Raw genomic sequence first — 23,404 nt, forward strand, 5'->3', positions numbered from 1 at the left:
ATGGTCGTCTCCTTCACGCGTTCCGCCTCACCGGGCGTATCGGATGGCCCGGTCCGACGGCGATCCGGGCCGACGTGCTTCGACCGATCGGGGGCCCAGGGCGAGGGGCGATCAACGATCGGTCGATCGGACGTACTTGTGGCACTCGACGCAATTCATGGTCAACTGGACATACGCGAGGGTGGCGGCGTCGAGGTTCTGGTCCTTCGCGTTCTCGGCCAGCGAGTCGGCGATCCGCTGGAACTCGCGGGTGTAGACGAGGTACAATGGGCCGGGCACGGTTGCCGGTTCCCACTCGGCCGCGGCGCTCAGGAGCTTCAGATCCTGGGCATTCTTGGCGACCAGGTCCATTTTCTCGAGCGTCAGGCCTTCGAGCACGTTCTTGGCGTAATCCAGCTTCAGGGCCATCAGCTCGGCCCGCTTGTCCTGCGCCCCGAGGGGGGCGGGCGCCGCCGGCGGCTCGGAGGGATGGGGGCCGAGGACGCGGCCTTCCACCCCTGCGCCGGCCATGACGACCGCGGCCAGGGCGAGGCTCGCCCCAGGGACTCGAAACATCCAGGTTTTCATCGAAGTGTCCCCCATTTTGATCGAGGGTCGAGAAGGACGGTCGGCATGCGACCCTTGGGCGCACTGTAACGCCGCGGTCATGCCGTCGGCAACGGGGGCGTCCCGCGACTGATCCGGATTGAGGAGGACCGTCAACGGCGGGGGTTGCTCTCGCCGCCTTGGCTCGGTCGCGGCCGGGGGGCGTCGTTGGGGTGCGGGGGCGTCCTCGTGCCGGCCTGCCCGGTCGGAACCGGCCTTTTTTCGCCGGGAGTTGCGTACATCGTTGCACCAACAACACACGCAGGATAGGGTAATTAGAGAGATCGCGACTTGACGATGTTGCCCCGCAATCGCGTGGTTCCCGGCGTCCTCGTGCCTCGGCAATCGGGGCGCAAGGCGCACCGTCGGTCGAGAATCCCCCTCGTCACGGGCCCGGAAATGGGGCTAAACTCGAGGGTAGGTTTGCCGATCCGAGGGTTCCGTTCGGGGTCGGCGGCTCAATCCTTCGCCCGCCATCAATTGAGACTTTGGAGAGGCACCATGACTCGGCGTTTGACGATCGCAGTCGCGGCCGCGGTCTTCGCGGCATCCGGCCTGGCTTCCGAAGCCCGGGCCCAGTGGGCCTACGGCTGGGGAGGCTGGGGAGGCTGGGGCAGTGCGACGGTCGGCGGTGATGTGACCCGCGGCATGGGCATTCTCGCGGCCGGCCTGGGCCAGTACAACGAGCAGACGGCCGTGGCGCGGTCGATCGAGGCCGACACGCGGATGCGGTTCAACGAGTATGTCTGGCAGTCGGAGCAGATCCGACGTCAGCAGTATGCCCGGAAGGTGGCGGCGCGATCGGCCAATGTCCAGCAGGCGGCCAACGCGATCCAGCAGCGGCAGCTCTACCAGCCGAATCAGCAGGACATCGTCAGCGGCGACTCGCTCAACGCGATCTTCCACCAGCTCCTGAGCCCCGGCGTGCCCCACTCGGTGCTGGTCAACGCCGGTTCCGACCTGACGATCTCGGGAGAGCAGGTGCGGCTGGTCCCGCTGCGGTTCGCGAGCAAGGGGCTGGTGATCTCGGCCCACCGCCTGGCCGCCGAGGAGAACTGGCCGCCGCCGCTGACCGGCGAGCCGTTCGACGGCCTCCGCCGCCAGTATCAGCAGATCATCGACGAGGCCCGCAACATCCCCGACGAGCAAGAGATCCCCGACGAGCTGGTCGTCCGGGCGATCGACGTGGTCAACCAGATTCGCACGCAGGCGTCGGAACGCCTCCAGGGGCGGGACTTCGCCGAGGCCGAGCGCTTTCTCAAGACCCTCGCCGGCATGCTCCAACTCGCCCGACGCGCCGACGTCCGCCAGGCGCTCGAGGCCGCCTATCAGCGCGATGAGATTCCGCTGGCCAATGCCTTGCTGGGCATGACCAACTTCAACCTCTCGTTCGGCTCGGCCAACACGCCCGAGGAACGCGCGCTGTACCTCAACACCCTCTACCCGAAGATGGCCGACCTGCGGCAGCGGGTGGCCCAGGAACTCGGCGGCCAGATCCCCGACCAGTTCCAGGCGAATGTCGGGCAGGAGCCTCCCGTCGGCGCGTTCGACAAGTTCCCCTGGGAGGAAGTCGGCCGCCGCGAGGCCCACGGAGCGGCCCCGGCCCCCGACGAGCCGCAGCGGTAATCGCCGCGATTGATCGGGAAAAACGCGATCTCAGGACGTGCCGACCGGTCCCGGGCCCTTGCTGCCCGGGGCCGGTCGGTTTGCGTTGCTCAGGGACGGACGCTTGCCGATCGAACCCTCGGTCGTTATGGTGGCGGACCGATTGGCCGAGCGTTGGCACCTTTGATCGATCCGAAGCCGTTGGATTCGACCCGCATCCGGAGCAACCGCCTGGCGGCGTGCTCGGAGGGCACCAGGGGGCGATCCGCCCTTGAACGGTCGGTCGGGGTCGCTGACCTCGCGCCAGACCGGAATTGGCCTCGCTGCGCCTTGCGACTCGTATTGCCCGCAGGAGGGCTCGGCTCCGCCTCGCTCTGGCCGGGCTTCGGGAAGGCTCCTGGCGGCGATGGCATCGGGGCCGCGGTCCGTTGCGCGCCGGGTTCGGTGGCATCGCCCTGACGAGCCGATCGGTTCCGAGGACCGGGTCCAGACCGCCGAGCCGACCGGTTGCCGGACCCGGATCGAGATCTCACCGATCGACACCGCGACCCGAACCAACCTCGCTGTTTGATGACCTCACGCTGACGTCCGATCGTGGACCGTCCTCCTTCTCCCGGTGGACCGGAGAGCCCGAAGCATGGCCGAGCCCCAACTTGTCGACCTGGCCGACCTGAAACCGCGCCTGCAGCGGACCTTCGACCATTATGCCTCGAAATTCGGCACCCTGATCGATCACCACCCCGACTACTTCCCGATCTACACCGAGGGGGGGCGTTGGCGGCACGGCGGGGAACTGTGGACCGACTGGTGCGCCGGCTTCCTGACCGGCATCCTCTGGCACTGCTACCGACGCATCCGCCACGAATGGTGGCGCGACAAGGCCGAGCACTACTGCCGACTGCTCGAACACAAGCAGCACGACCGCGACGTGCACGACCTCGGCTTCATCTTCCTCAACTCGTACCTCCCCTGGTACGAGGTCACCGGCGACGCGTCGAAGAAGCGGGTCGTCGTCACCGCCGGCCAGACCCTCGCCATGCGATTCCGGGAGCGGGGGCAGTACCTCTGCTCGTTCATCGGACCGGAAAGCCTGTTCATCGACATCATGATGAACGTCCCGATCATCTTCTACGCCGCCCGAGAGACCGGCGATGAGCGGCTTCTGGAAGTCGCCAAGGCCCACTGCCGGACCACCGAGCGCACCATCGTCCGCCCCGACGGCAGCACCGCCCACGAGGGGATCTTCGACACCAACACCGGCGAGTTCCTCCGCCAGAGCACCCACCAGGGTCTCTCGGCCGAGTCGGACTGGACCCGAGGGCTGGCCTGGTCGCTCTACGGATTCGGCACGGTTTATTCCTACACGAACGACCCGGCCGACCTGGCCGTCGCCGAGCGCAACGCCGACCACTTCATCGACCGCTGCCCCGACGGCCTGGTCGCCCCCTGGGACTTCGACGCCCCCGAAGGGGATCGCATGGCCGACAGCTCCGCCTCGGCCATCGCCGCCTCGGGCCTCTGGCAGCTCGCCGACCTGACCCGCGACCCCTCCCGGGCCGCCCGCTACCAGGACGCCGCCCTGACGATCCTCGACACCCTCTGCTCCGACGCCTACGTCTCCTGGAACGACCCGGAATGGGAAGGCGTCCTCAAGCACGGCGTCTACCACAAGCCCAAGGGGCTCGGCGTCGACCAGTCCGTCATGTGGGGCGAGTTCTTCTTCCTCGAAGCCATCTGCAAGGTCCTGGCGATGATCGACGGCGACTGATGTTAACCATTCTCAACGTTTCGGAATGCCCCATGGCCGGACCCAACGGGTCGGAGGCCCGACCATGAGCCACAACGGCGGCCCGCCCGAAACGCCCGGTCGGCCCAACGGATTCCCGAGCCTGCCGATGCTCGACGACGACCTCGGGCCGGTCGACTCGGAAGATCGGCCGACGGTCCTCGTCACGGGGGCGTGCGGATACCTCGGCCGCAAGCTCCGCGCGCAGTGGGGCGATCGCTACGACCTGATCCTCCTCGACCGCAACCCCGGCCCGGACGACGACGAGGTCATTCCCGCCGACCTGGCCGAGCTGGACGACGAGTGGGCCGAGCTGTTCCACGGGGTCGATGCCGTGGTCCACCTCGCGGCCCACTCGCACCCGGATGCCCCGTGGGGGGCGCTGGTCGGCCCGAATCTCGATACGTTACCCAACGTCCTGAACGCCGCCGTGCTCGCCGCGGTCGATCGGTTCGTCTTCGCCAGCTCCAGCCACACGATGTGGGGCTACCGGGACGACGGCCCCGGCCCGATTTCCGAGGACCTGCCGCCCCGGCCCGATGGCCCGTTCGGGGCCTCGAAGCTCGCGGGAGAGCGGTTCGGGCGGGGCATGGCCCAGGCGTTCGAGCTGACCTTCGTGGCGCTTCGGATCGGCTGGGTCCAGCCCGACCCGAATCACCCCTCCACCTTGCCCGACGACTGGGCCAGGTCCCTCTGGCTCTCCGACCGCGACCTCGCCCAGCTCGTCGAGTGCGCGCTCTGGTCCGAGCTGGATGAGCGATTCCTCGTCGTCAACGGCACCTCGCGCAACCTGCCGAGCCGCTGGCCGATCACGCGGGCCGTCGAGCTGCTCGGGTACAGCCCCCTCGACGATGCCTTCGCCCCCTCGGGGGCCGGGTGAAACGGGCCGAGGGTGGACAGGTCGCAGGCGATCGCCGAGCCTCTCGGGGCCGCGACGGCGGCTTGCCTGCCGCGATCGGTCCCTTTCGTCGAGGGGGTTGGCGCCGTTAGGATACGTCGATCATCCTGCCCGAGCCGACCCCGCAAGGACGAATTCCCCGATGATGCCCAACCGCTGGCTCGCGTTGCTTGCCCTCTGTTTCCTCCTGACGACGGCCGAGGCCCGCGGCCTCGGCCCCCTCCCGGCCCGGAGCGCTGAGCCCGTGGACCCGACCCCCGCGACCACGGGCCTGCCCGAACCGGCCGCCTTGCCCGGCCCGCCGGCCATGCTCGCCCCGCGGTTCGAGGTCAGCGTGGTCGAAGGTCTGATTGACGCCCCGACCGACGGCCGCCTGGTCGTGATCCTCGCCCGCCGTGCCCGGCCCGAGCCGCGCAACGCCATCAGCCTGCCCGTGCCCGGCTCGCCGGTCGTGCTGGGGGTGGATGCCGAGCTGGTCGCCCCCGGCACGGTCACGGTCGTCGATGCCTCGGCCCGCAGCTTCCCCGTGTCGGCCCTGGGGCGGCTGAACCCCGGCGAGTACGTCGCGCAGGCGGTCTTGATGCGGAACCCGGACCTGCTCCTGCTCAACGCCCCGGGCAATCTCTCCAGCGCCCCGACGCCCGTCCGGCTCGACCCGGCCGACACCGACCCGATCACCCTGGAGCTGACCCGCATCGACCCGCCGGAACGCCTGCCCGACGACACCGACCTGGTCCGCTACCTGAAGGTCCCGTCGAAGCTGCTGAGCGAGTTCCACGGCCGGCCGATGTTCCTCCGCGTCGCCGTGGTCTTGCCCCGCGACTACGGCAAGGACCCGAGCGTGCGCTATCCGCTCCGGGTCCACATCGGCGGCTTCGGCTCGCGCTTCACCGCCGCCCGCCGCCGGATGGCCGAGGGCTCCCCCTTCCGCCGGATCTGGCTGGCCGACGACACCCCCCGCTTCGTCATGCTCTTCCTCGACGGCGCCGGGCCGCTCGGCGACCCATATCAGGTGAACTCGGCCAATCACGGGCCGTATGGAGACGCGATCACGCAAGAACTGATCCCTTACGTCGAGCGTCTCTACCGCGGGATCGGCGAAGGATACGCCCGCGTCCTCGACGGCGGATCGACCGGCGGCTGGGTGTCGGTCGCGCTCCAGGTCTTCTACCCCGACTTCTTCAACGGCTGCTGGGCCAGTTGCCCCGACAGCCTCGACTTCCGCTCGTTTCAGCTCATCAACATCTACGACGACGCGAACGCCTACACCACGGCCGACGGTGCCGAGCGCCCCGCTTTCCGCCGCGAGGACGGCACGCCCGTCTACTCGATGCGCGACGAGTGCAGCCTCGAAAACGCCCTCGGCCTGGGCGGCTCCTGGTCCATGTCCGGCGGCCAGTGGGGCTCGTGGAACGCCACCTACGGCCCCCGGGGCCCCGACGGCCGCCCCGTCCCCCTCTGGGACCCCGTCACCGGCGCGATCGACCAATCAGTCCTCGACCACTGGGCCAAGTACGACATCCGCCGCGTCCTCGAATCCGACTGGCAGACGCTCGGCCCGAAGCTGCGCGGCAAGCTCCATATCTGGATGGGCGACGCCGACAACTTCTTCCTCGAACGGGCCCTCCGGCGTCTCGAAGCCTTCCTCGAAACCGCCGACCCTCCCTTCGAAGGCTCCATCGTGTATGGCGCCGGCGAGGGCCATTGCTGGTCGGGCATCACCGAACAGGAGATGATGCAGCAGATGGCCGAGGCCGTCGCCTCGGGGGCCCCCGAACGCTCGGACAATTAATCGACTCTTGCCATGACCATCACCATCCGCCCCTTCCGCGAATCCGACCGCCCGGTCCTCCGGGCCATGACCATCGAGGCCTTCGAAGGCGTGTCGATCGACCACAACATCGACCGACTCCTCGGCCCGATCGCGGCCGAGGACTGGCGGACGCGCAAGGGGAGGCACGTCGACGACGACCTCGACGCCCCCGGCGGCGAGATCGCCGTGGCCGAGGATGCGGGCGGGGCGGTCGTCGGCTATGTCTCGATGCGTTGCGATCGCGGGGCGAAGGTCGGGCAGATTCCCAATCTCGCCGTCTCAAGCGAGGTGCGCGGGCAGGGAATTGGGCGCACCTTGCTCGAACATGCGATCGGGCGATTCCGCGAGCAAGGGATGGCGGTCGCCCGGATCGAGACGCTCGATCAGAACCCGATCGGCCAGCATCTTTATCCGTCGGTCGGCTTCCGCGAGGTCGCCCGGCAGATCCATTTCGCCATGCCCCTGACCGACTCCGACGACGCCCAGGCAAACGGGACCGGCCCGCGATGACCACCGACACCGAGCTGACCTGGATCAAGGTCGACCCCGACGAGGTCCCCCCCCGCCTCGTCATGGAGGGGATCACCAAGCGATTCGGCGGCGTCCATGCCCTCGAATCGGTCACCTTCAACGCCAGGGCGGGGGAGGTGCACGCCCTCTGCGGGGAGAACGGCGCGGGCAAGAGCACCCTGATGAAGATCCTCGCCGGGGTGATCCCCGAGTACGACGGCCGCATCGTCCTCGACGGCCGCGAACGCCGCTTCGCCGGCCCCCGAGACGCCGAGGACGCGGGCATCCGGATCATCCACCAGGAGCTGAACCTCGTCCCCGAGCTGAGCGTCGCGGCCAACATCTTCCTCGGTCGCGAGCGGCGCTCGCCGCTCGGGCTGATCGACAACTGGTCGATGGAGCGGGCCGCGGCGGCGTTGTTCGAGCGGCTCGGCACGCCGATCCCTGTCCGGGCGCGGGTCGGCGACCTCCGGATCGGCGACCAGCAGATGGTCGAGATCGCCAAGGCCCTGGCCTTCGATGCCCTGGTCCTCATCATGGACGAGCCCACCTCGGCCCTCTCCGATGCCGAGGTCGCGCGGCTCTACCGCGTCATCGGCGACCTGAGGAAGTCGGGGACGACGGTCCTCTACATCTCGCACAAGATGAACGAGGTCTTCACGCTGGCCGACTGGGTGACGGTCCTCCGCGACGGGGCCTTCGTGGCCTCCGCGCCGCGGAAGGAGATCCAGCCGTCGCAGGTCGTCCGCTGGATGGTCGGCCGCGAAATCGGCGGCTTCGAGTTCGAGGCGAACGTGCCGAGCGGCCCCCCCGTGCTGCAGGCCGAACGGCTCTCGCTGCCGAGCCCTCCCGGGAGCGGCCGGCCGGCGCTCCGCGACCTGAGCTTCGAGGTCCGGCCGGGAGAGGTGGTCGGGGTCGCCGGGCTGCTGGGAGCCGGGCGCACGGAACTGCTCGAAACGCTCTTCGGAGCCTCGGCCGATTCCCCCGGCGGCACCATCCGGCTCGACGGCCGGGAAGTCCGCTTCGACGAGCCGGCCGACGCCATCGCCGCCGGGGTCGCGCTCGTCACCGAGGACCGCAAGAGCCTCGGCCTGTTCGACCAGATGACCGTGGCCGAGAACATCACGCTCGCCCGGCTCCAGGAGCTCGCCGCCTTCGGGGTCGTCCAGTCGGCCCGCGAGCGCGAGGCGGTCGAGCATTCGATCCATCGCCTGCGGATCAAGACGCCGTCCGGCGATGTCCCGGTCATGAGCCTCTCGGGCGGCAACCAGCAGAAGTGCATCATTGCCCGGTGGCTCCTGACCGAGCCGAAGCTCCTGCTCCTGGATGAGCCGACGCGGGGGATCGACGTGGGGGCGAAGGCCGAGATCTACGCCCTCATCCACCGCCTGGCCGAGCGCGGCATGGCGATTGTCATGACCTCCAGCGAACTCCCCGAATTGCTCGCCGTCAGCACCCGGATCCTCGTGCTTTGCGAGGGGAGGATCACCGCCGAACTCCCCCGGTCCGAGGCGACCGAGGAAGCGATCATGGACGCCGCGACCCGATTTCTTGACCGGGTCGCGGATTTCTGACGGTTTGATTTCAATCCGAAGACCACGCCGACCGAGCGCCGGCATTGCAGCCCGATCAGGGGGTTTCGGCGGGCGGTTCCTGCCCCTCGGCCGGGGCGTCCGATTCGGCCGGGCTGTCCGAATCAGGCGAAGGCTCATCCGGTTCGGGGGCCTCTGCCGGGGGGTCGGCCAGGTCGATCAGGGTCGCGTCGAGGCGTCGGAAGAAGTCGAGCGTCGTCTGCGAGGCCAGCGGGTCGTCGATCGCGGCCAGTTGCGCGAAGATCGGCGCCGCGAAGCCAGAGAGCTGGTCGCGCGCGAAGGTGACATCGGTGACGTTGGCCCGCCCTCGGAGCCGGAATTCCTCCAGGACGACCAGCGCGGCCTGCTCCACGGCCCGGCGAGACGCGGCGGGGGTCGAGAGGAGCCCGGCCGGCCAGCGGATCATCCCTTCGTCGTCGAACAGCATCTCGATCCGGCGATCGAGCGGCAGGGGAGGGGCCACCCGGGTCGAGACGGCCCGGGGCAATCCGGTCTCGACGTCGAGCTTCGTCTGCATCCGCAGGGCTTCGCGGCGCCGGTCGCGCCAGGCGGCCGCGTCGGCCTGCTGCTTCAGGGCGTCGGCGGCGGTCGCGGGCCGGGCGTTCTGCAGGGCCTGGGTGTTGAACTGAATTTGAGGGGCGACGTAGATGGGCGGCACCGGCGGCATGTACCCGGTGTTCGAGAGGCCGCTCCAGCCGAAGGCATAAGGCCCCCAGCCGTACGGGCCGGAGCCCCCGATGTAGACGTAATTCTGGAACGGGCCGAACGGCCCGGCCTGCGGCTGGGCCCGGGCCGAGCTGGGCCAGCCCGGGGCCACCAGGGCCGCGGCCAGCAGCGCCAGCGACGCCGATCGGGGCAGAGTGCCGGTTGTCATGATCGCGGTCCCCAGAGGTGCCGATCCGTTTCCGATGACACCTGTTAGTTTAAGTCGTTCGGTGCGTGATGACTACGAACATCGCCGGAAAACCCCCGGGGGAGTCAAGCAAAGGGCATTCCCGGTCGATAGAAACGGCAAGGGAGTTTTGCCGAGGTCGGCGTGCCGAACCGCGGACGATCCGAGCAGCCGGTCGAAACCTCCCGGTCTCTTTTCGTTGCGGATCTGATGCCCGAATGGCCGATCACCTTACTGTGATTGATCCCAAACGCCCGGCCGGGCCGTCTTGCTCGGCCCCGGGCGGGGATCGGCCCCCGTTACCAGAGGGCCGGCCTGGGATCAGGGAAGCACAATGAACGCCTCGCGGGCGGTCCGGAGCTGACCGCCACAAGACCAAGGAGGGTCGAACCGATGTCGACGTCCCGCATGGGAGGCCCCATCCACGCCGGTCGGCGAGCGATCTGGGCCGGGATCGCCGCCTTCGGCCTGTTCGGGGCCGTCGGCTGCCAGGTCGAGTATGCCGGCATGACCTTGCCCACGGGCAAGTATCTCTTCGACGACGTGCAGTACTTCCCCAAGGGGCCTGACTTCCCCCTGGCGAATACGCAGGCCGCCACCCAGCGGGCCCAGATGCAGGCCCAGGGGATCGAGCCTTACGGCGCACCCCCGGCGGCCGGCATGGTCGCCCCCGGCGGCGTCCTGTCCGCCCCGGGCGGCGCGAGCATGGTCCAGCCGATCCCCGGCGGCGGCTCCGACATGGAGATCGAGCAGGCCCGCCCGCCGATCCAGGCCCCGCCCCCGGGCGAGCAGCTCCCGGGCATGGTCCCCCCTCCCGGCAACTTCTGATGCCCGGGAACTGACTGCACACCGACCTTCGAACGGCCCGGATGGCTTCGGCGATCCGGGCCGTTCTCGCGTGCGCGGCGGGTGCTCGCTTGACCTCCCCCGATGGGCCCCAGAGAATGCGTCCTTCTCCGCCTGGGAGGCGACGCCCGAGTCCACCCGAGGGCCTTCCGCGTGCTGCTCCGAACGATCGACTGGGCCATCATCGGCACCTTCTTCGGATTCACCCTGATCGTCGGCCTCGTCGTCTCCCGGAGGGCGGGGCGGACCCAGTCCGACTTCTTCCTCTCGGGGCGGGGGATGCCCTGGTGGCTGCTCGGCACGTCGATGGTCGCCACCACCTTCGCGGCCGACACGCCATTGCTCGTGACGAGCATCGTCCGGGAGCAGGGGGTGGCCGGCAACTGGGTCTGGTGGGCGTTCTTGCTCACCGGCATGCTCACGGTCGCCGTCTTCGCCAAGCTCTGGCGGCGGTCGGGCATCCTGACCGACGTGGAATTTTATGAACGGCGCTATGGGGGGGCCCCGGCCGCATTCCTGCGGGGCTTCCGCGCCGTCTACCTCGGCCTGGTCTTCAACGTCCTCGTCATGGCCAACGTCACCCTGGCCGCGGTGAAGATCGCCCAGGTGATGTTCGACTTCAGCCCGATCCAGGCGATCCTGGTCGCGGCCACCGTCACCGTCATCTTCAGCGCCGCCGGGGGCCTGCGGAGCGTCCTGCTCACCGACTTCGTGCTGTTCCTGATCGCCATGGCCGGGTCCATCGGCGCGGCGGTCGTCGCCCTGCGGCAGCCGGAGGTCGGCGGCCTGGCCGGCTTGCTCGCCAACGAGCAGGTCCAATCGCGCCTCGCCCTCTGGCCGAGCCTCGACTTCAGTTCGACCGCCTCGTTGAACGCGGCGATGACCATCCTCATCATCCCTCTGGCCGTGCAGTGGTGGGCCGCCTGGTATCCCGGGGCCGAGCCCGGCGGCGGCGGCTACGTCGCCCAGCGGATGCTCGCCGCCCGGAGCGAGTCGCACGCCACCGGCGCGACCTTGCTGTTCAACTTCGCCCACTACGCGCTGCGTCCCTGGCCCTGGATCCTCGTCGCGCTGGCCTCGCTGGCGATCTACCCCGACCTCGACTCGCTCCGCTCCGCCTTCCCGAAGGTCGGCGACACGATGGTCCGCGACGACCTGGCCTATCCGGCCATGATGAACCGGATGCCCCCCGGCCTGCTCGGCCTGATCGCCACGTCGTTGATCGCCTCGTACATGTCCACCATCTCGACGATGCTCAACTGGGGCTCGTCGTACCTCGTGCACGACTTCTGGCTCCGGTTCGTCCGGCCGAAGGCCTCGGAGCGCGAGCTGGTCCGGCTCGGCCGGTTCCTCACGGTGGCCCTGATGGTCCTCGCCTGCGTGATCGCCCTGCAGCTCCAGAGCGTCTACGAAGGGTTCCAGATCCTGCTGAAAGTCGGCGCGGGGACGGGCCTGATCTACATCCTCCGCTGGTTCTGGTGGCGCCTGAACGCGATGGCCGAGATCGCGGCGATGGCCGTCTCGTTCCTGATGGCCGCCGGCTTCGTGGTCCTGAGCCGGGTCGCCCCCGAGCAGACCCCGGCCGACTGGCTCCAGTTCCTCATCATCGTCGGCGGCACCACGGCCTGCTGGATCGTGATTTCGCTCGTCACGCCCCCGGAGCGCGAGGAGACCCTCCGCAGCTTCTACGACCACATTCGCCCCGGCGGGCCCGGCTGGAAGGCCGTGATCCGCCGCGCCCACGCCGACGGCCAACTGCTCGACTGCGACGGCTCGTGGAACCTCCGGAGCGAGCTGGTCTTCCTGATCGGCGGGTGCGCGATGATCTATGGCGCCCTGTTCGCCACCGGCCTGATCCTCTACGGCCGGGCGATCCCCGCGACCGTCTCTGTGCTGGTCGCCCTGGCAGGGGGGGCGGCGATGGCCGTCACCTGGCGTCGCGTCGCCTCCGGTTCGGCCGAACCCTCCACGCCGGGACCGATCGGGGAGGATCACTGAATCCGATGGCCAAAATCTATTACGTCGGCGACTGGGCGATCATGATGGGCCCGATCTTCGCCGAGAGCCCGTTCAACTACGAATACAAAGGGACCGAGATTTTCAATTACGGGACGTGGCTCGTCGAGGCCCTCGAGTCCTCCGGCGAGCACACCGTGACCAGCGTCCCTGCCTGGGATTTCTACCGCCTCGCCCCGGGGGCATTCGATCGGGTCCTGAGCGAGTACGACATCCTGATCTTCTCGGACGTCGAGGCCCGCAACTTCCAGCTCCACCCGTCGTTCTTCGACCGCTCGAAGTTCGGCCCCGAGCCGCTCACCTTCCCCGACCGCGTCCGCCTGACGGTCGAGGCGATCCGCGGCGGCACGCACGCCCTGTTCCTCGGCGGCTGGCTCAGCTTCAACGGCGAGTGCGGCAAAGGCGGCTGGGGACGCACCCGCCTGGCCGAGGTCCTGCCCGTCACCTGCCTCGATTTCGAGGACCTGCGCGAGAGCACCGAGGGCTACCGGATGGTCCCCACTCCTGGCGATCACCCCGCCCTGCGCGGGATCGACCTGCACGCCTCGCCGCCGATCCTCGGCTACAACATCACCCGACCGCGCCCCGATTGCGAGGTCCTGGCCACCTGGGGAGACTCGCCCGACCCGGCCCTCGCCGTCGGCCGGTTCGGCTCCGGCCGGGTCGCGGCCTACACCTCCGACCCGGCCCCCCACTGGGGATGCAACCTGGTGTACTGGGACCAGTACCAGGCCCTCTGGCGCAACCTCGTCGCGTGGTTACTGGCCTCCTGACCTGGCGAGCGGGGCGGGCGCGGTCGTTCGAATCGAGCCCGATCAGGAGGCGATCGCTTCGATCGTCGACCCGGTCGAACACCCCGCCAGTCCCTCCGGGTCGCAGGCGAGCCCCGCGTGATCGCCGACCGGCTCGGGGCTGATGCCGGCCTTCGCGTGATGGTTGCGGGGCCTGGGCCCGGGGTTCGGGGCGGGGACGGGGCGGCCGTCGGGCGGAATCGCTCCGGTCGCCACCAGGGCTGCGTACATCAATCCCAGATGCATGACACCTTCGTCTCAGGCGGTTCGGGGTTTCAGGAATCCTCGGGCGTCTCGGTCGTCGACTCGCCCGGTTCGGCGTCGGCTTCCGGCTGGGGAGCCTCGCCGGCCGGTTTCACGGGAATCTGAACCTCCCAGAGCCGACGATCGGCCGGGGTCATCGGGCCATGATAGCCGAGCCGTCGCGGCGGGCCGGCCTCGGCCCACTCGGCGGCGTGCTCGTCGATCCAGGACCGCAGGCGCTTCACGCCGTCGGCCATCTCCTCGGGGCTCATCTCCCCCTGATAACCGAGGGCCACCACGGTCATCGGCGCGAAGTCCTTCACCTCGACCGGGCCGACCCCCTTGCCGGCCTCCCCCTGATCGGGCCGTTCGTAGAGGAACTCCATCGACAGGTCGCCCCGGAGCGACGGGTCGACGGCGATCTCCGGGTCGAGGTAGGTGTTGATCACCGGCGCGGTCATCTCCACCTTGCGCTCGCTGATGTGCCGAAACAGCCAGAAGAAGAGCATGTCGCCCGAGCGCATGCTCATCGCGTCCCCCTTCGTCCAGGCGCTGCGGTAGGCCGGGTACTGCTTGACCTCGATGGTCCCCGGCCCCGTCGGATCGGGGAAGCCCTCCGGCAGCGGGGCATCCGGCGGCGGCAGGTCGCCTTGCTGGGCCAGGGCAGGGGAGGCCATGAGACAGAAGGCCAGCAGTCGAACAACGGGGGCGGCGTTCATGCGGGTCGTCCTCGGGGCGGCTCGAGTCGATTGGCAAAGGGGGGGCGAGTGTCGAACTGACGGATTCAACCCCCTGTGTTGGGATACGCACCGCTCCCCCCCTCGTCAAGCGTGCCGACCCCTCAAAGCGATTCCGGGTCGATCCCCATGGCTCGCAACCGCTCGGCCAACCGCTCGGCCCGGGCGTGTTCCTGCTCGGCCCGGGCGTGTTCCTGCTCGGCCCGGAGTCGTTCCTGCTCGGCCCGAGTCCGTTCCTGTTCCGCGCGAGCCTCCTCGCGTTCCCAGTCCTCGACCAGTTCCGGATACGAGCGGAAGCATCGGCCATCGGGGCGGATCAGGCGAAGGTCGGTCCCCTCGACCTCGAACCGGACGCCGAGCCGGGGGCTGGTCCAGCCGCGGGGCTCGGGGATCTCGAGCAGCTCGTCCCCCTCGCGAAGCCAGCCGGAGAGGGCGCCGTTCTCGGGGTTATAGAGGTAATATTCCTCGACCCCGTGGCGCCGGTAGAAGAGGGCCTTTCGAGTCATTTCCTCCGCCCGGTTGTTCGGGGAATGCACCTCGAAGACCACCTGAGGCGCAATGCCCCCTTCCTGCCACTGCTTGTACGAGCCCCGGTATCCCTTCGGCCTCCCGAAGACGACCAGGGCGTCCGGCGCCTGGCAGAGCTTCGGGTTCCCCTCGACCGGGTACCAGAGCAGATCCCCCGCCACGAATACGTCCGGCCGATCCCGGAACAGGGCGTCGAGCCCTTCCTTGATCGTCACGACCCACTGGAACTGCAACGTGTTGTCGGCCATCGGCTTGCCGTCGCTGTCGGGATAGTGAATCGTCGCCGGGGCCGAAGAGTGTGCCGAGGTGCTCATCGCAAACGTCCCTCGTTTGGGAGGCAGAATCGCCGAGGCGGTCGCGGTCGGATCAGTCACGGCATCGGTCGCGCGTCAGGCTTCCTCCCCCGCCGATCGCCGCAGCAGCTCGATTTCCCTGCGACGGCGGGCGTCGCGCTTCGGCTGGGGGGCCCAGTCCAGTTCCTCGGCCTCCAGCCACCGGGCGGCCAGGTCGCGCAGGTCGTCGGCCACCGGCACCCCCAGCTCGGCATGGAGCACCACGACGCCGCAAAAGGCCAGCCGGGCCACCTCGTCCCAGGCGTCGCGATCGGCGCCGAAGTCCTCCTCGACCGCCGCAATCGCCTCGGCCAGCGTCTCCGGGTTGGCGAGCTGCCGGTGGACCTGCTCGACGGGCATCGGGTTGCGATCGCTCATCAGGTCGTCGTAGGCCCGGCCGTGCACGCGATCCATCCCCGCGTCGATCGCGTCGTTCGCCTCGTCGACCTCGTAACTGCGCACGCCCCAGTGCCCCATCGGAATCGCTCCTGCGTCAGGATCTCGCCCCGGCCATCGCCGCTCGCGTCAATCGGCCGTCTTGCCCACGGCCAGCAGGTAGCTCGGGCTGGTCGAGTGGAACCGCAGGCGGTCGAGCTGCTCGACCCCCCGGGAGATGTGCACGTCCCAGACCTGGACGTCTCGGGCCAGTTCCTTGAGCAGGCGGTGGGCCTCGACCAGCGCCTCGATCGACGCCACGTTGACCGCCATCCGGCCCCCGGGGCGCAATCGCTGATAGGCCGCCCGCAGGATCGACCCGACGTGTCGCCCCGTGCCGCCGATGAACACCGCGTCCGGGTCGGGCAAGTCGGCCAGGGCATCGGGGGCCCGCCCGGCGACCGGCGTGACGTTCGTCACGCCGAACTTCTCGGCGTTGATCGGGATCAGGGACAGGTCGTCGGCCCTCGGCTCGATCGCGAAGACACGGCCGCCGGGGGCGAGCATGGCCGCCTCGACCGCCACCGACCCCGTCCCCGCCCCCACGTCCCAGACGACCGAATCGGCCCGGATGTTCAACTGCGCCAGCGCGATCGACCGCACCTCGGCCGTCGTCACCAGCGATCGCCGGGGAAGATTCTGGAAGAACAGCTCGTCCGGGTTGCCGAACCGCAACCGACCGGCCAGTTGATCGGCCCGGGCCGAGTGGTCGACCGACCGCACCAAAATCAAGACGTGCAAGGGGTCGAATTCCATCTCCGCCAGCTCGGCCAGGCTCGCCTGCGTCACCCGCTCGTCGGGAGAGCCGAGGTGCTCGCAGACGAAGGCCCGGTAGTCCTCGATCCCGCGATCGAGCATCGCCCGGGCGAGCTTCCAGGGCGGGCAGCGATCGCTCGAGAACAGGCCGACCTTCTCGGCGTTCCGGATCCGAGAGACGATCGCCTCGACCGGCCTCGCGCCGAGGTTGGCAAGATAGGCGTCGTCCCAGCTTTCCTTCACCCGGGCGAAGGCCAGTTGCATGCTGCTGACGTGCGGGACGATCTCGAACCGCTCCTTGCCGAGCCGTTCGCAGAGGTAGCGGGCGATCCCGTAGAACAAGGGGTCGCCGGTGCTCACCAGGACGGGCCGCTCGGCGTCCGATTCCATCACCTGCCGGACCTGATCGACCGCCTCGACCATGTCGCTCGACAGGGCCACGGTCGGCACCCCCAGCTCCTCGACCGTCTTCAGGGACGACGGCGACCCGAGGATCAGGTCGGCCCCGGCCAGGATGCCGCGGGCCGATTCGGTCAGGCCCGCCAGGCCGTCGTCCCCCACCCCCACGATCACGACCTTGTTCGTCGATTCGGCCACCGTGGTTGGCCCTCCTGCCGGCTTCGCCGTTCGCTCGTCGATTCGATCCCGAGGCGCACCGATCGCCTCAAGGCCCCTCGTGCTCGTCTCGGCCGGATCGCGTCGCATCGCGACCCCGCCCGGATCGTTCCCAGGATACCAGCCGCCCCCTCGGAATCGAAGCCACCCGGACCGGCGCCCGGGAGGATTGCAAGATTGCTCGCGTAGGGTGCCGTCGAGTCTTCGAAGACGCACCACCGATAAGCCGAACCGGATCGGTGCGTCTTCGAAGACTCGACGGCACCCTACCAAAATGGCAACCGCCACTGCGTTGCAATCGTCACGAACCGGGGGATGCTACGGCAATCGCGTGGTGTTGCTCATCAACGCCTGCAGGCGTCTCGGCGGGGCCGTGAACGTGGGGACCGTGATCGGCGTCTCGGCGATCAGTTCGGCGGGGGTCAGGCTCCGCCCCTCGATCGTCCCGAACCGGCACCCGGCCTCGTGGGCGATCACCGCCCCGGCGGCCAGGTCGTGTGCCTTCTCCCCCAGGTGGCAGACGGCGACCAGCCGGCCGCAGGCCACCCAGACCAGCTCCGAGCAGCACGACCCCAGGTCCCGCAGCCGGCCGACCACGCTCCTCGGGTCGATCACCCGCAGCGCGTTCGTGCCGATGCACACATTGTCCTGCTGATGGAACCCGTCCTGATCGTCGGCCGCGCGGATCGGCTCGCCGTCCCGCCAGGCGCCCCCGCCTCGGGTCGCCCAGTACAGCTCCCCCAGCATCGGCAGGGCGATGACCCCCAGCACCGGCTCTCCCCGGTCGATCAGGCCGATGCTCACCGCCCAGATCGGCAGGCCGTGCACCAGGTTCCCCGTGCCGTCGATCGGGTCGATCGACCACCGCCTCGGCCCCGACCCGCCCTCGTTCGCGTATTCCTCGCCCGTCAGCAGGTCGTCGGGGAACCGCTCACCCAAACGGCTCCGCACCAGGCGCTCCAGGTCGTGGTCGAGGTCGGTCACGTAGCCGAGGTTCGCCTCCTTCTCCTGCGGCCGGACCCGCGTGCATCGACCCCGGGCGATCTCGGCCGCCTCCCGGGCGAGCGACTTGACGAACTCCAGTTCCTCGGCATACGGATCGACGGGCGGCATGGGGATTCCGGGAGGGAAAAGAATGAAGAAATCGAAACGCTCACACAATAACAGGAGACACCGGGCGCCGCGTCAGGACTCGTCCGAATCGGGCTCCGATCCCGTCCTGCGCTCGATCACCTTGAACGTCTCGCCCGGCAGGGCCGGGCCTTCCAGCTCGAAGGTCCGCATCGGCTGGCGGAGCCCCTTCGGCTCGTAGTGCAATAATCCGCGGCGGTCGGCGCAGGGCAGGCAGAGCCGCTCCTCGGGCGAGTAGAGGAACACCTCGCCGTCGGCCAGGCGATGATACGCGTCGTCCCCCGGCGCCATGCTGTGGCAAAATTCCCGCTCGCTGCCGATCTTCATCCCGACCCGCCAGCCGGGCTCTCTCAGGAAGACGCGAGGGACCATCGGCTCCTCGGAGCCGTGCTCGGCGTTCGGAAGGTTCGGATCGCGGATCATCGGCGGGCCCTCGGTTTCTCGGGTCGATTGGGCGGCCTGGTGGTTCCTTTTTGGGGATCGGGGCCTTTCGGCCGTTTGTCCCACGCCGGGTCACGTCGCCGACGTGCGGAGACCATCTCGTACAGCGCCTGGCCCACGCTCGAGACGCCCGGCAAGCCGCCGAGCAGCCCCAATGGCCAGACCAGGGGCACGCGGCGTGCCACCGCCACCACCGTCTCGAATCCCGACCGGATCCGGTCGCCCGGCCCGACGCTGTGCACCGACTCCAGGCTCGCCCGCTCGTCCAATCCCGGATGCACCGTTTTCACGTCCATTGTGGTCACGTCGATCCAATCGACCATCCGCCCCGGGTCGGCCGCGCTTCCCATCGCCACCGAGGCCCGACACATCCCGCACGCCCCATCATACAGCACCTTCAGCGGTTCCGGATCCTTCCCCGTCACCAGGCTCCGCAGCCACGGCCCCGAGGCGAACGCCAGGTTGGCCACGATCATCGCCAGGGCGAACTCGTACAGCCCCATCGTCACGGCGATCCCCAGGTGCAGGGCGATCGTCAGGCTGATCACCAGCGGGCGGAGCCTTCCCACCCACACCAAAACCGGATAAAGAATCTCCAGCCACAACGCCCCGTGCGAGAAGAGCATCAAGAGCATCGGCCAGCGCGCCAGCCAGGTCAGGTCGACCGGGCGGAACTCGGCATAGCCGAGCAGGCTCATGAAGGCATACCCCTCCCACCAGATCGGATGCTGGAGCTTCGCCAGGCCCGCCAGGCCGTAGATGATGCAGAGGTGCACCTGGATCAACCGCAGGCAGAGATTGGCCGCGATCGACCCCCTCGGCCGGCCGTCCCCCTCCGGGCCCTCCAGCGGGGTCGCCGATCGCCCCCGGTCCACCGCCTCTTTCGTCCCCTTCAGCCGCCCGAAGAACCGATCGAGCGACACCGCCCGCCCGCTCGCCCCCGTCACCGCCAGGTACAACGCCACCATCGACGCCGCCTGGTCGAAGCCGAAGACCATCACCGGCGCCCTTCTGACGGTCGACACCACGATCAACCACGCCAGGACCGCCGTCGTCCGGCTCCACAGGCCGACCGTGAACAGCAGCAAGACTACCAGGCACCCGACATACGCCGGCACGAGCAGGGGATCGGGCACGAACGACCAGAGCGACCAGCTCCAGCGGTCCCGCTCCAGGTCCCGGAAGAACGCCAGCGCCTCCGGATCGGCCCAGCCGCCCGACCCGAGGAAGGCATGCAGATCCAGCCCCAAGATCGCGAAATCCCAGAGCAACAGCAGCCCCAGGGCCAGGCGGATCAGGCCCACCGGCGTCGGGTCGGCCGGCCGGAACAGGAAGGCGTCCCAGCCCCGCGCCGTCGCCCGGCCGAGGGAGGCGAAGTAGGCCGCCGGCCCGGTGATCAATCGTCGCACAGGTAGACTCCAATCCGCTGGCGATCGCCGTAATAACGCCGATCTTCCACGTCGATCGTCCGGCCTTGCTCCGCCGCCTCCATCAGCTCGTCCGGGGTCGGGTTCAGGTGGTCTTGCAGGAACAGGACCACCCGCCGGCACCCCGGATTCTCGCGGCAGAGGTGCCGGGCGTACGAGGCCGCCCAGCGGCTCCGGCTGTCCCCGGTCGCCGGGTCGCGCGGGGCGCGGCGGACCTCCTCGAACAGGTGGTAGGCCAGCGCCAGGTGCCTTTGAAATCGCAGGCGAGGCCGCAGCGACCGATCCGGGATCCGGAGCTCCTCCGATCGGCCGTCCTCGAATTCGAGCAGGGCCGTCACGATCGGCGTCGGCGGCGCCCCGGCCGTGTAATAGCGGTACGAATACCCCTGATCCGCCACCCGGTAATAGGCCCGGAACAGGTCGGCCACCGAGCGTTGCAGCTCCGACGACGGCGGCGCCGCCAGGACCGCCACCAGGACCGCCAGCCCATGCCAGATCACCAGGGCCGAGACCCCCAGCCTCGCCCAGCCGGGCCATCGCGGCCCGTCCGATCCCTCGCCGTGCTCGGCCATCGCGTCGCCCCTCCCCCGCACCCTTGCCTTCGCTCCGCCCCCCGATCCTGGGATCGTCCCCTCCAGCTTACCCGATCCCAGGCCCGCCGACGCCCCCGACCCCACATCGAGGCCCGCGAGGCCAGCTAATCGGAATTGCAATCCCACTTTCCCAATTCGACCTCATTCCGCTATTTTGCCAAAAAAGAGTTGATCCGCGCGTTTCGGCAAATTAGAATCGCCAGCGGAAGATTCAAGTTTTCCGAAATGGGTGGTCTGCGTAAAACGGGTTCTTTGCGGTCAGATGTCCCGGAACGCGGATTGCTCGAAAGCTCGGGCTCGTGTTGCTCACCGGTGACTTCAATACGACACGGGCGCGACCGTCTCGACTCGATTGGCCCAATCGACACGAACGACTCCATCGTCTCGCAACCTGAGGGAGACACATCGCGATGCAGGGAACCATGGTCATGCTCCTGGCCCTCAGCGGGCTGGGCTGCCATCACTCGGTCAATCACGCGCCGGTCTACGACGCCTGCTATTCGTCCTGCTACGGCGGGTCGATCGTCTCCGACGCCTGCTACGACTCGTGCTACTCGGCCTGCTACGGCGGCGGCTTCACGCAAACCGCCTATGGCTCCTGCTACGACTCGTGCTACTCGTCCTGCTACGACTCGTGCTACAGCACCGTCTCGTACAAGAAGCACGGGGGCCTCTTCTCCTGCTTCGGCGGCAAGGGCCTGTTCGGCGGCATGTTCGGCAAGCATAAGCACAAGCGGTCGGCCTGCTACGACTCGTGCTACTCGTCGTGCTATTCCTCCTGCTACGACGCCTGCTACTCGGCCTCCTACGGCCCGACCTACTACGACGCCTGCTACTCGGGCGCGATCGGCGTGACCAACTACGACATGCCCGTCTTCGGCACCTACACGCCGGCGGTCTCCCCCCAGGCGGCCTACGGCTCGCCCCAGGGGGCCATCATGACCACCCCGGGCAAGTCCTCTCCCCAGGCGTACGGCGGCACCGCCCCGGCGACGTCCTACCCCGCCCCCCCGTCCCAGCCGGACGCCGTCGAGGAACCGGCCGAGGCCGTCGAGCCGACCGTCGAGGAGCCCGCCCCCGCCGTCGACGACCCCTCGGTCCCGACCGAGCCCCCCACCCCCCCCGTGGGTGACGACCTCGACTTCGGCGACCTGCCGATCGACGACCCCAACACCTGAGCGGATCCCCTCGGTTCGGACCCGATCGGGCGCATCCCGATCTCCCCGATCGTTCGGATCGCCACGGCCCGAGTCGCCCCATGCCGGGCGGCCCGGGCCGTCCCCCTGCGCGGCTTGGTCTTTACGAGGCACGAACTTTCGGGATAGATAATGATCCTGTGTCGGGGTCACGTCCTTACCGGTTGCCCAAGGACCCCGTGTTTGCCACCGGAGCTGTAAGGATTTGCCCGACGATGGATCCGAACCCGAATCCGCCGACCCCCCCGCACGTGCCCGAGAACCCGAGGCTCCGGCTCGACTGGCTCATGGAGACGCTCGGCGATGCCAGCAGCCGCCGGCTCGGCCTCTTCCGCATCCCCGAGGAGCTGGTCCTCTCGGTCGTCATGCCCGTCTACAATGAGAAGCGGACGATCGACGAGATCCTCCGCCGGGTCCGGGAAACCCCCGTCACCAAGCAGATCATCCTCATCGACGACTGCTCGACCGACGGCACCCGAGACTTGCTCCAGAGCTGGACCCCCGAGGGGAGCGACCCCCAGCCCGACCTCAAGATCCTCTTCCACGCCGAGAATCAAGGGAAAGGGGCGGCCCTCCGCACCGGATTCGCCCACGCCACCGGCGACCTGGTCATCGTCCAGGACGCCGACCTCGAATACGACCCGGCCGAGTACCCCCGGCTCATCCAGCCGATCGTCGACGGCCGCGCCGACGTCGTCTTCGGCTCCCGGTTCATCGGCGAGACGCACCGGGTCCACCTCTTCTGGCACGCCGTCGCCAACCGGGGGCTGACCTTCCTGTCGAACATGTTCACCAACCTGAACCTGACCGACATGGAAGTCTGCTACAAGGTCTTCCGCCGCGAGATCATCCAGGGGATCACCCTCAAGAGCGACCGCTTCGGCTTCGAGCCGGAAGTCACCGCCAAGGTCGCCCGCTTCCGCTTCCCCGCCGAAGGGGGGCGCCGCGGCCGCAAGTGCCGCATCTACGAGACCCCGGTCAGCTACCACGGCCGCAGCTTCGAGGAGGGCAAGCACATCCGGCCCCTCCGCGACGGCCTCCGGGCCCTCTACTGCATCCTCCGCTACGCCTTCGTCGACTGATCCGAAATTCTTCGGCAGAACCCTCCAACGCTCCGCCCGGGGATCGCCGTACTAGGGAGTATCGGCCTCGGCGGCGTGGCCTCGAAGCCAACCGCCCTTGGACGCCGATCGGAATCGTGGCCCCATCGCCCGGTCGATCGACCCGACCGGCAACGACGGCCCGACGCGATCTGACGGACTGGACTTCCCGATTCTCCCTCTACGAGACTCACTCCCATGACCTTCTCGCGACTGACCGACTGGCTGAAGCTCTCCCCGATGCTCCTCGCCGCCGCCGTCCTGGCCGGCTGCGACACCGGAGGCGACGAGGTCGCCCCGGCCGACGAGACCATCGGCGCCGACTCGTCCCTCGGTGGTGATGAAGTCATCGTCGACGACTACGAGGCCGACGTCGTCGAGCCCGCCCCTGGCGACGAGACCGTCGCCCCGGCCCCCGAGGCCGACATCCCGGTCGAGCCGGCTCCCGCCCCGGTCGAAGAGACCCCCGAGCCCGCCCCGACCGAAGAGCCCGCGACCCCCTGAGGTCTCGGTCTGCTCGATCGACCACACGCTCA

Annotated in this window: 23 protein-coding genes; 12 read left to right on the plus strand and 11 right to left on the minus strand. The window is 68.9% G+C overall.

Annotation, left to right across the window (positions count from 1 at the left end):
- Window positions 1-111: 111 nt before the first annotated feature.
- Window positions 112-555 carry a hypothetical protein gene (locus AB1L88_RS21940; protein ID WP_367098832.1) on the minus strand — a complete coding sequence of 148 codons (444 nt, stop codon included), beginning with the start codon at window positions 553-555 and terminating at the stop codon, window positions 112-114.
- A gap of 531 nt (window positions 556-1,086) precedes the next feature.
- Here AB1L88_RS21940 and AB1L88_RS21945 point away from each other — a divergent pair.
- From AB1L88_RS21945 to AB1L88_RS21970, 6 genes are all read left to right on the plus strand, one after another.
- A complete protein-coding gene (locus tag AB1L88_RS21945; protein ID WP_367098833.1) occupies window positions 1,087-2,211 on the plus strand; it encodes a hypothetical protein in 1,125 nt (374 codons plus the stop codon).
- Between the two features lie 616 nt (window positions 2,212-2,827).
- On the plus strand, window positions 2,828-3,958 hold the full coding sequence (locus AB1L88_RS21950) for a glycoside hydrolase family 88 protein (RefSeq protein ID WP_367098834.1): 1,131 nt from the start codon (window positions 2,828-2,830) through the stop codon (window positions 3,956-3,958).
- A gap of 64 nt (window positions 3,959-4,022) precedes the next feature.
- Window positions 4,023-4,856 (plus strand): NAD(P)-dependent oxidoreductase, encoded by an 834-nt coding sequence (locus AB1L88_RS21955; protein ID WP_367098835.1) that lies wholly within the window; start codon window positions 4,023-4,025, stop codon window positions 4,854-4,856.
- Between the two features lie 160 nt (window positions 4,857-5,016).
- The gene (locus tag AB1L88_RS21960) at window positions 5,017-6,666 is read left to right on the plus strand and encodes an esterase (protein ID WP_367098836.1); all 1,650 of its coding nucleotides are present in this window, start codon (window positions 5,017-5,019) and stop codon (window positions 6,664-6,666) included.
- A 12-nt stretch (window positions 6,667-6,678) separates the two neighbouring features.
- The gene (locus AB1L88_RS21965) at window positions 6,679-7,197 is read left to right on the plus strand and encodes a GNAT family N-acetyltransferase (protein ID WP_367098837.1); all 519 of its coding nucleotides are present in this window, start codon (window positions 6,679-6,681) and stop codon (window positions 7,195-7,197) included.
- On the plus strand, window positions 7,194-8,771 hold the full coding sequence (locus tag AB1L88_RS21970) for a sugar ABC transporter ATP-binding protein (RefSeq protein ID WP_367098838.1): 1,578 nt from the start codon (window positions 7,194-7,196) through the stop codon (window positions 8,769-8,771). The genes AB1L88_RS21965 and AB1L88_RS21970 overlap by 4 nt, the downstream gene beginning before the upstream one ends.
- Window positions 8,772-8,826: 55 nt before the next feature.
- Here AB1L88_RS21970 and AB1L88_RS21975 read toward each other — a convergent pair whose 3' ends face one another.
- Window positions 8,827-9,663 (minus strand): hypothetical protein, encoded by an 837-nt coding sequence (locus AB1L88_RS21975; RefSeq protein WP_367098839.1) that lies wholly within the window; start codon window positions 9,661-9,663, stop codon window positions 8,827-8,829.
- Window positions 9,664-10,074: 411 nt separating this feature from the next.
- Between AB1L88_RS21975 and AB1L88_RS21980 the strand changes: the two genes are divergently transcribed.
- The 3 genes from AB1L88_RS21980 (at window position 10,075) to AB1L88_RS21990 (ending at window position 13,316) form a co-directional block, all read left to right on the plus strand.
- The gene (locus tag AB1L88_RS21980; protein WP_367098840.1) at window positions 10,075-10,509 is read left to right on the plus strand and encodes a hypothetical protein; all 435 of its coding nucleotides are present in this window, start codon (window positions 10,075-10,077) and stop codon (window positions 10,507-10,509) included.
- A gap of 171 nt (window positions 10,510-10,680) precedes the next feature.
- A complete protein-coding gene (locus tag AB1L88_RS21985; RefSeq protein WP_367098841.1) occupies window positions 10,681-12,525 on the plus strand; it encodes a sodium:solute symporter family protein in 1,845 nt (614 codons plus the stop codon).
- 5 nt (window positions 12,526-12,530) lie between these two features.
- A complete protein-coding gene (locus tag AB1L88_RS21990; RefSeq protein ID WP_367098842.1) occupies window positions 12,531-13,316 on the plus strand; it encodes a glutamine amidotransferase in 786 nt (261 codons plus the stop codon).
- 42 nt (window positions 13,317-13,358) lie between these two features.
- Here AB1L88_RS21990 and AB1L88_RS21995 read toward each other — a convergent pair whose 3' ends face one another.
- The 9 genes from AB1L88_RS21995 to AB1L88_RS22035 form a co-directional block, all read right to left on the minus strand.
- The gene (locus tag AB1L88_RS21995) at window positions 13,359-13,580 is read right to left on the minus strand and encodes a hypothetical protein (RefSeq protein ID WP_367098843.1); all 222 of its coding nucleotides are present in this window, start codon (window positions 13,578-13,580) and stop codon (window positions 13,359-13,361) included.
- 29 nt (window positions 13,581-13,609) lie between these two features.
- Window positions 13,610-14,296, minus strand: a complete 687-nt coding sequence (locus AB1L88_RS22000) for a heme-binding protein (protein ID WP_367098844.1) — start codon at window positions 14,294-14,296, stop codon at window positions 13,610-13,612.
- A 122-nt stretch (window positions 14,297-14,418) separates the two neighbouring features.
- Entirely contained in the window at window positions 14,419-15,156 is a 738-nt protein-coding gene (locus AB1L88_RS22005; protein ID WP_367098845.1) for a Uma2 family endonuclease, read from the minus strand.
- 75 nt (window positions 15,157-15,231) lie between these two features.
- On the minus strand, window positions 15,232-15,651 hold the full coding sequence (locus AB1L88_RS22010; protein WP_367098846.1) for a hypothetical protein: 420 nt from the start codon (window positions 15,649-15,651) through the stop codon (window positions 15,232-15,234).
- Window positions 15,652-15,699: 48 nt separating this feature from the next.
- Window positions 15,700-16,962: a precorrin-6y C5,15-methyltransferase (decarboxylating) subunit CbiE gene (gene cbiE / locus AB1L88_RS22015; RefSeq protein WP_367098847.1), complete on the minus strand. Its 1,263-nt coding sequence runs from the start codon at window positions 16,960-16,962 to the stop codon at window positions 15,700-15,702.
- Window positions 16,963-17,298: 336 nt separating this feature from the next.
- Window positions 17,299-18,093 carry an inositol monophosphatase family protein gene (locus AB1L88_RS22020; RefSeq protein ID WP_367098848.1) on the minus strand — a complete coding sequence of 265 codons (795 nt, stop codon included), beginning with the start codon at window positions 18,091-18,093 and terminating at the stop codon, window positions 17,299-17,301.
- Window positions 18,094-18,165: 72 nt separating this feature from the next.
- Window positions 18,166-18,534 (minus strand): hypothetical protein, encoded by a 369-nt coding sequence (locus tag AB1L88_RS22025; RefSeq protein ID WP_367098849.1) that lies wholly within the window; start codon window positions 18,532-18,534, stop codon window positions 18,166-18,168.
- Window positions 18,531-19,961: a DCC1-like thiol-disulfide oxidoreductase family protein gene (locus AB1L88_RS22030; RefSeq protein ID WP_367098850.1), complete on the minus strand. Its 1,431-nt coding sequence runs from the start codon at window positions 19,959-19,961 to the stop codon at window positions 18,531-18,533. The genes AB1L88_RS22025 and AB1L88_RS22030 overlap by 4 nt, the downstream gene beginning before the upstream one ends.
- Window positions 19,949-20,551 (minus strand): hypothetical protein, encoded by a 603-nt coding sequence (locus AB1L88_RS22035; RefSeq protein WP_367098851.1) that lies wholly within the window; start codon window positions 20,549-20,551, stop codon window positions 19,949-19,951. The genes AB1L88_RS22030 and AB1L88_RS22035 overlap by 13 nt, the downstream gene beginning before the upstream one ends.
- Window positions 20,552-20,982: 431 nt before the next feature.
- Here AB1L88_RS22035 and AB1L88_RS22040 point away from each other — a divergent pair, with 431 nt between their 5' ends.
- The 3 genes from AB1L88_RS22040 to AB1L88_RS22050 all read left to right on the plus strand — a co-directional run bounded on the left by AB1L88_RS22040 (window position 20,983) and on the right by AB1L88_RS22050 (window position 23,372).
- Window positions 20,983-21,750, plus strand: a complete 768-nt coding sequence (locus AB1L88_RS22040; RefSeq protein WP_367098852.1) for a hypothetical protein — start codon at window positions 20,983-20,985, stop codon at window positions 21,748-21,750.
- A 233-nt stretch (window positions 21,751-21,983) separates the two neighbouring features.
- Window positions 21,984-22,850: a glycosyltransferase family 2 protein gene (locus AB1L88_RS22045; protein ID WP_367098853.1), complete on the plus strand. Its 867-nt coding sequence runs from the start codon at window positions 21,984-21,986 to the stop codon at window positions 22,848-22,850.
- 216 nt (window positions 22,851-23,066) lie between these two features.
- Window positions 23,067-23,372 (plus strand): hypothetical protein, encoded by a 306-nt coding sequence (locus AB1L88_RS22050; RefSeq protein ID WP_367098854.1) that lies wholly within the window; start codon window positions 23,067-23,069, stop codon window positions 23,370-23,372.
- Window positions 23,373-23,404: the final 32 nt, after the last annotated feature.

It is taken from the genome of Tautonia sp. JC769, from assembly GCF_040717455.1.
Lineage (GTDB): Bacteria > Planctomycetota > Planctomycetia > Isosphaerales > Isosphaeraceae > Tautonia.

Coding starts and splice junctions, on each gene's coding strand:
- AB1L88_RS21940 (WP_367098832.1), bottom strand. CDS start 555: ATGTTTCGAGTCCCTGGGGCGAGCCTCGCCCTGGCCGCGGTCGTCATG.
- AB1L88_RS21945 (WP_367098833.1), top strand. CDS start 1,087: ATGACTCGGCGTTTGACGATCGCAGTCGCGGCCGCGGTCTTCGCGGCA.
- AB1L88_RS21950 (WP_367098834.1), top strand. CDS start 2,828: ATGGCCGAGCCCCAACTTGTCGACCTGGCCGACCTGAAACCGCGCCTG.
- AB1L88_RS21955 (WP_367098835.1), top strand. CDS start 4,023: ATGAGCCACAACGGCGGCCCGCCCGAAACGCCCGGTCGGCCCAACGGA.
- AB1L88_RS21960 (WP_367098836.1), top strand. CDS start 5,017: ATGATGCCCAACCGCTGGCTCGCGTTGCTTGCCCTCTGTTTCCTCCTG.
- AB1L88_RS21965 (WP_367098837.1), top strand. CDS start 6,679: ATGACCATCACCATCCGCCCCTTCCGCGAATCCGACCGCCCGGTCCTC.
- AB1L88_RS21970 (WP_367098838.1), top strand. CDS start 7,194: ATGACCACCGACACCGAGCTGACCTGGATCAAGGTCGACCCCGACGAG.
- AB1L88_RS21975 (WP_367098839.1), bottom strand. CDS start 9,663: ATGACAACCGGCACTCTGCCCCGATCGGCGTCGCTGGCGCTGCTGGCC.
- AB1L88_RS21980 (WP_367098840.1), top strand. CDS start 10,075: ATGTCGACGTCCCGCATGGGAGGCCCCATCCACGCCGGTCGGCGAGCG.
- AB1L88_RS21990 (WP_367098842.1), top strand. CDS start 12,531: ATGGCCAAAATCTATTACGTCGGCGACTGGGCGATCATGATGGGCCCG.
- AB1L88_RS21995 (WP_367098843.1), bottom strand. CDS start 13,580: ATGCATCTGGGATTGATGTACGCAGCCCTGGTGGCGACCGGAGCGATT.
- AB1L88_RS22000 (WP_367098844.1), bottom strand. CDS start 14,296: ATGAACGCCGCCCCCGTTGTTCGACTGCTGGCCTTCTGTCTCATGGCC.
- AB1L88_RS22005 (WP_367098845.1), bottom strand. CDS start 15,156: ATGAGCACCTCGGCACACTCTTCGGCCCCGGCGACGATTCACTATCCC.
- AB1L88_RS22010 (WP_367098846.1), bottom strand. CDS start 15,651: ATGGGGCACTGGGGCGTGCGCAGTTACGAGGTCGACGAGGCGAACGAC.
- AB1L88_RS22020 (WP_367098848.1), bottom strand. CDS start 18,093: ATGCCGCCCGTCGATCCGTATGCCGAGGAACTGGAGTTCGTCAAGTCG.
- AB1L88_RS22025 (WP_367098849.1), bottom strand. CDS start 18,534: ATGATCCGCGATCCGAACCTTCCGAACGCCGAGCACGGCTCCGAGGAG.
- AB1L88_RS22035 (WP_367098851.1), bottom strand. CDS start 20,551: ATGGCCGAGCACGGCGAGGGATCGGACGGGCCGCGATGGCCCGGCTGG.
- AB1L88_RS22040 (WP_367098852.1), top strand. CDS start 20,983: ATGCAGGGAACCATGGTCATGCTCCTGGCCCTCAGCGGGCTGGGCTGC.
- AB1L88_RS22045 (WP_367098853.1), top strand. CDS start 21,984: ATGGATCCGAACCCGAATCCGCCGACCCCCCCGCACGTGCCCGAGAAC.
- AB1L88_RS22050 (WP_367098854.1), top strand. CDS start 23,067: ATGACCTTCTCGCGACTGACCGACTGGCTGAAGCTCTCCCCGATGCTC.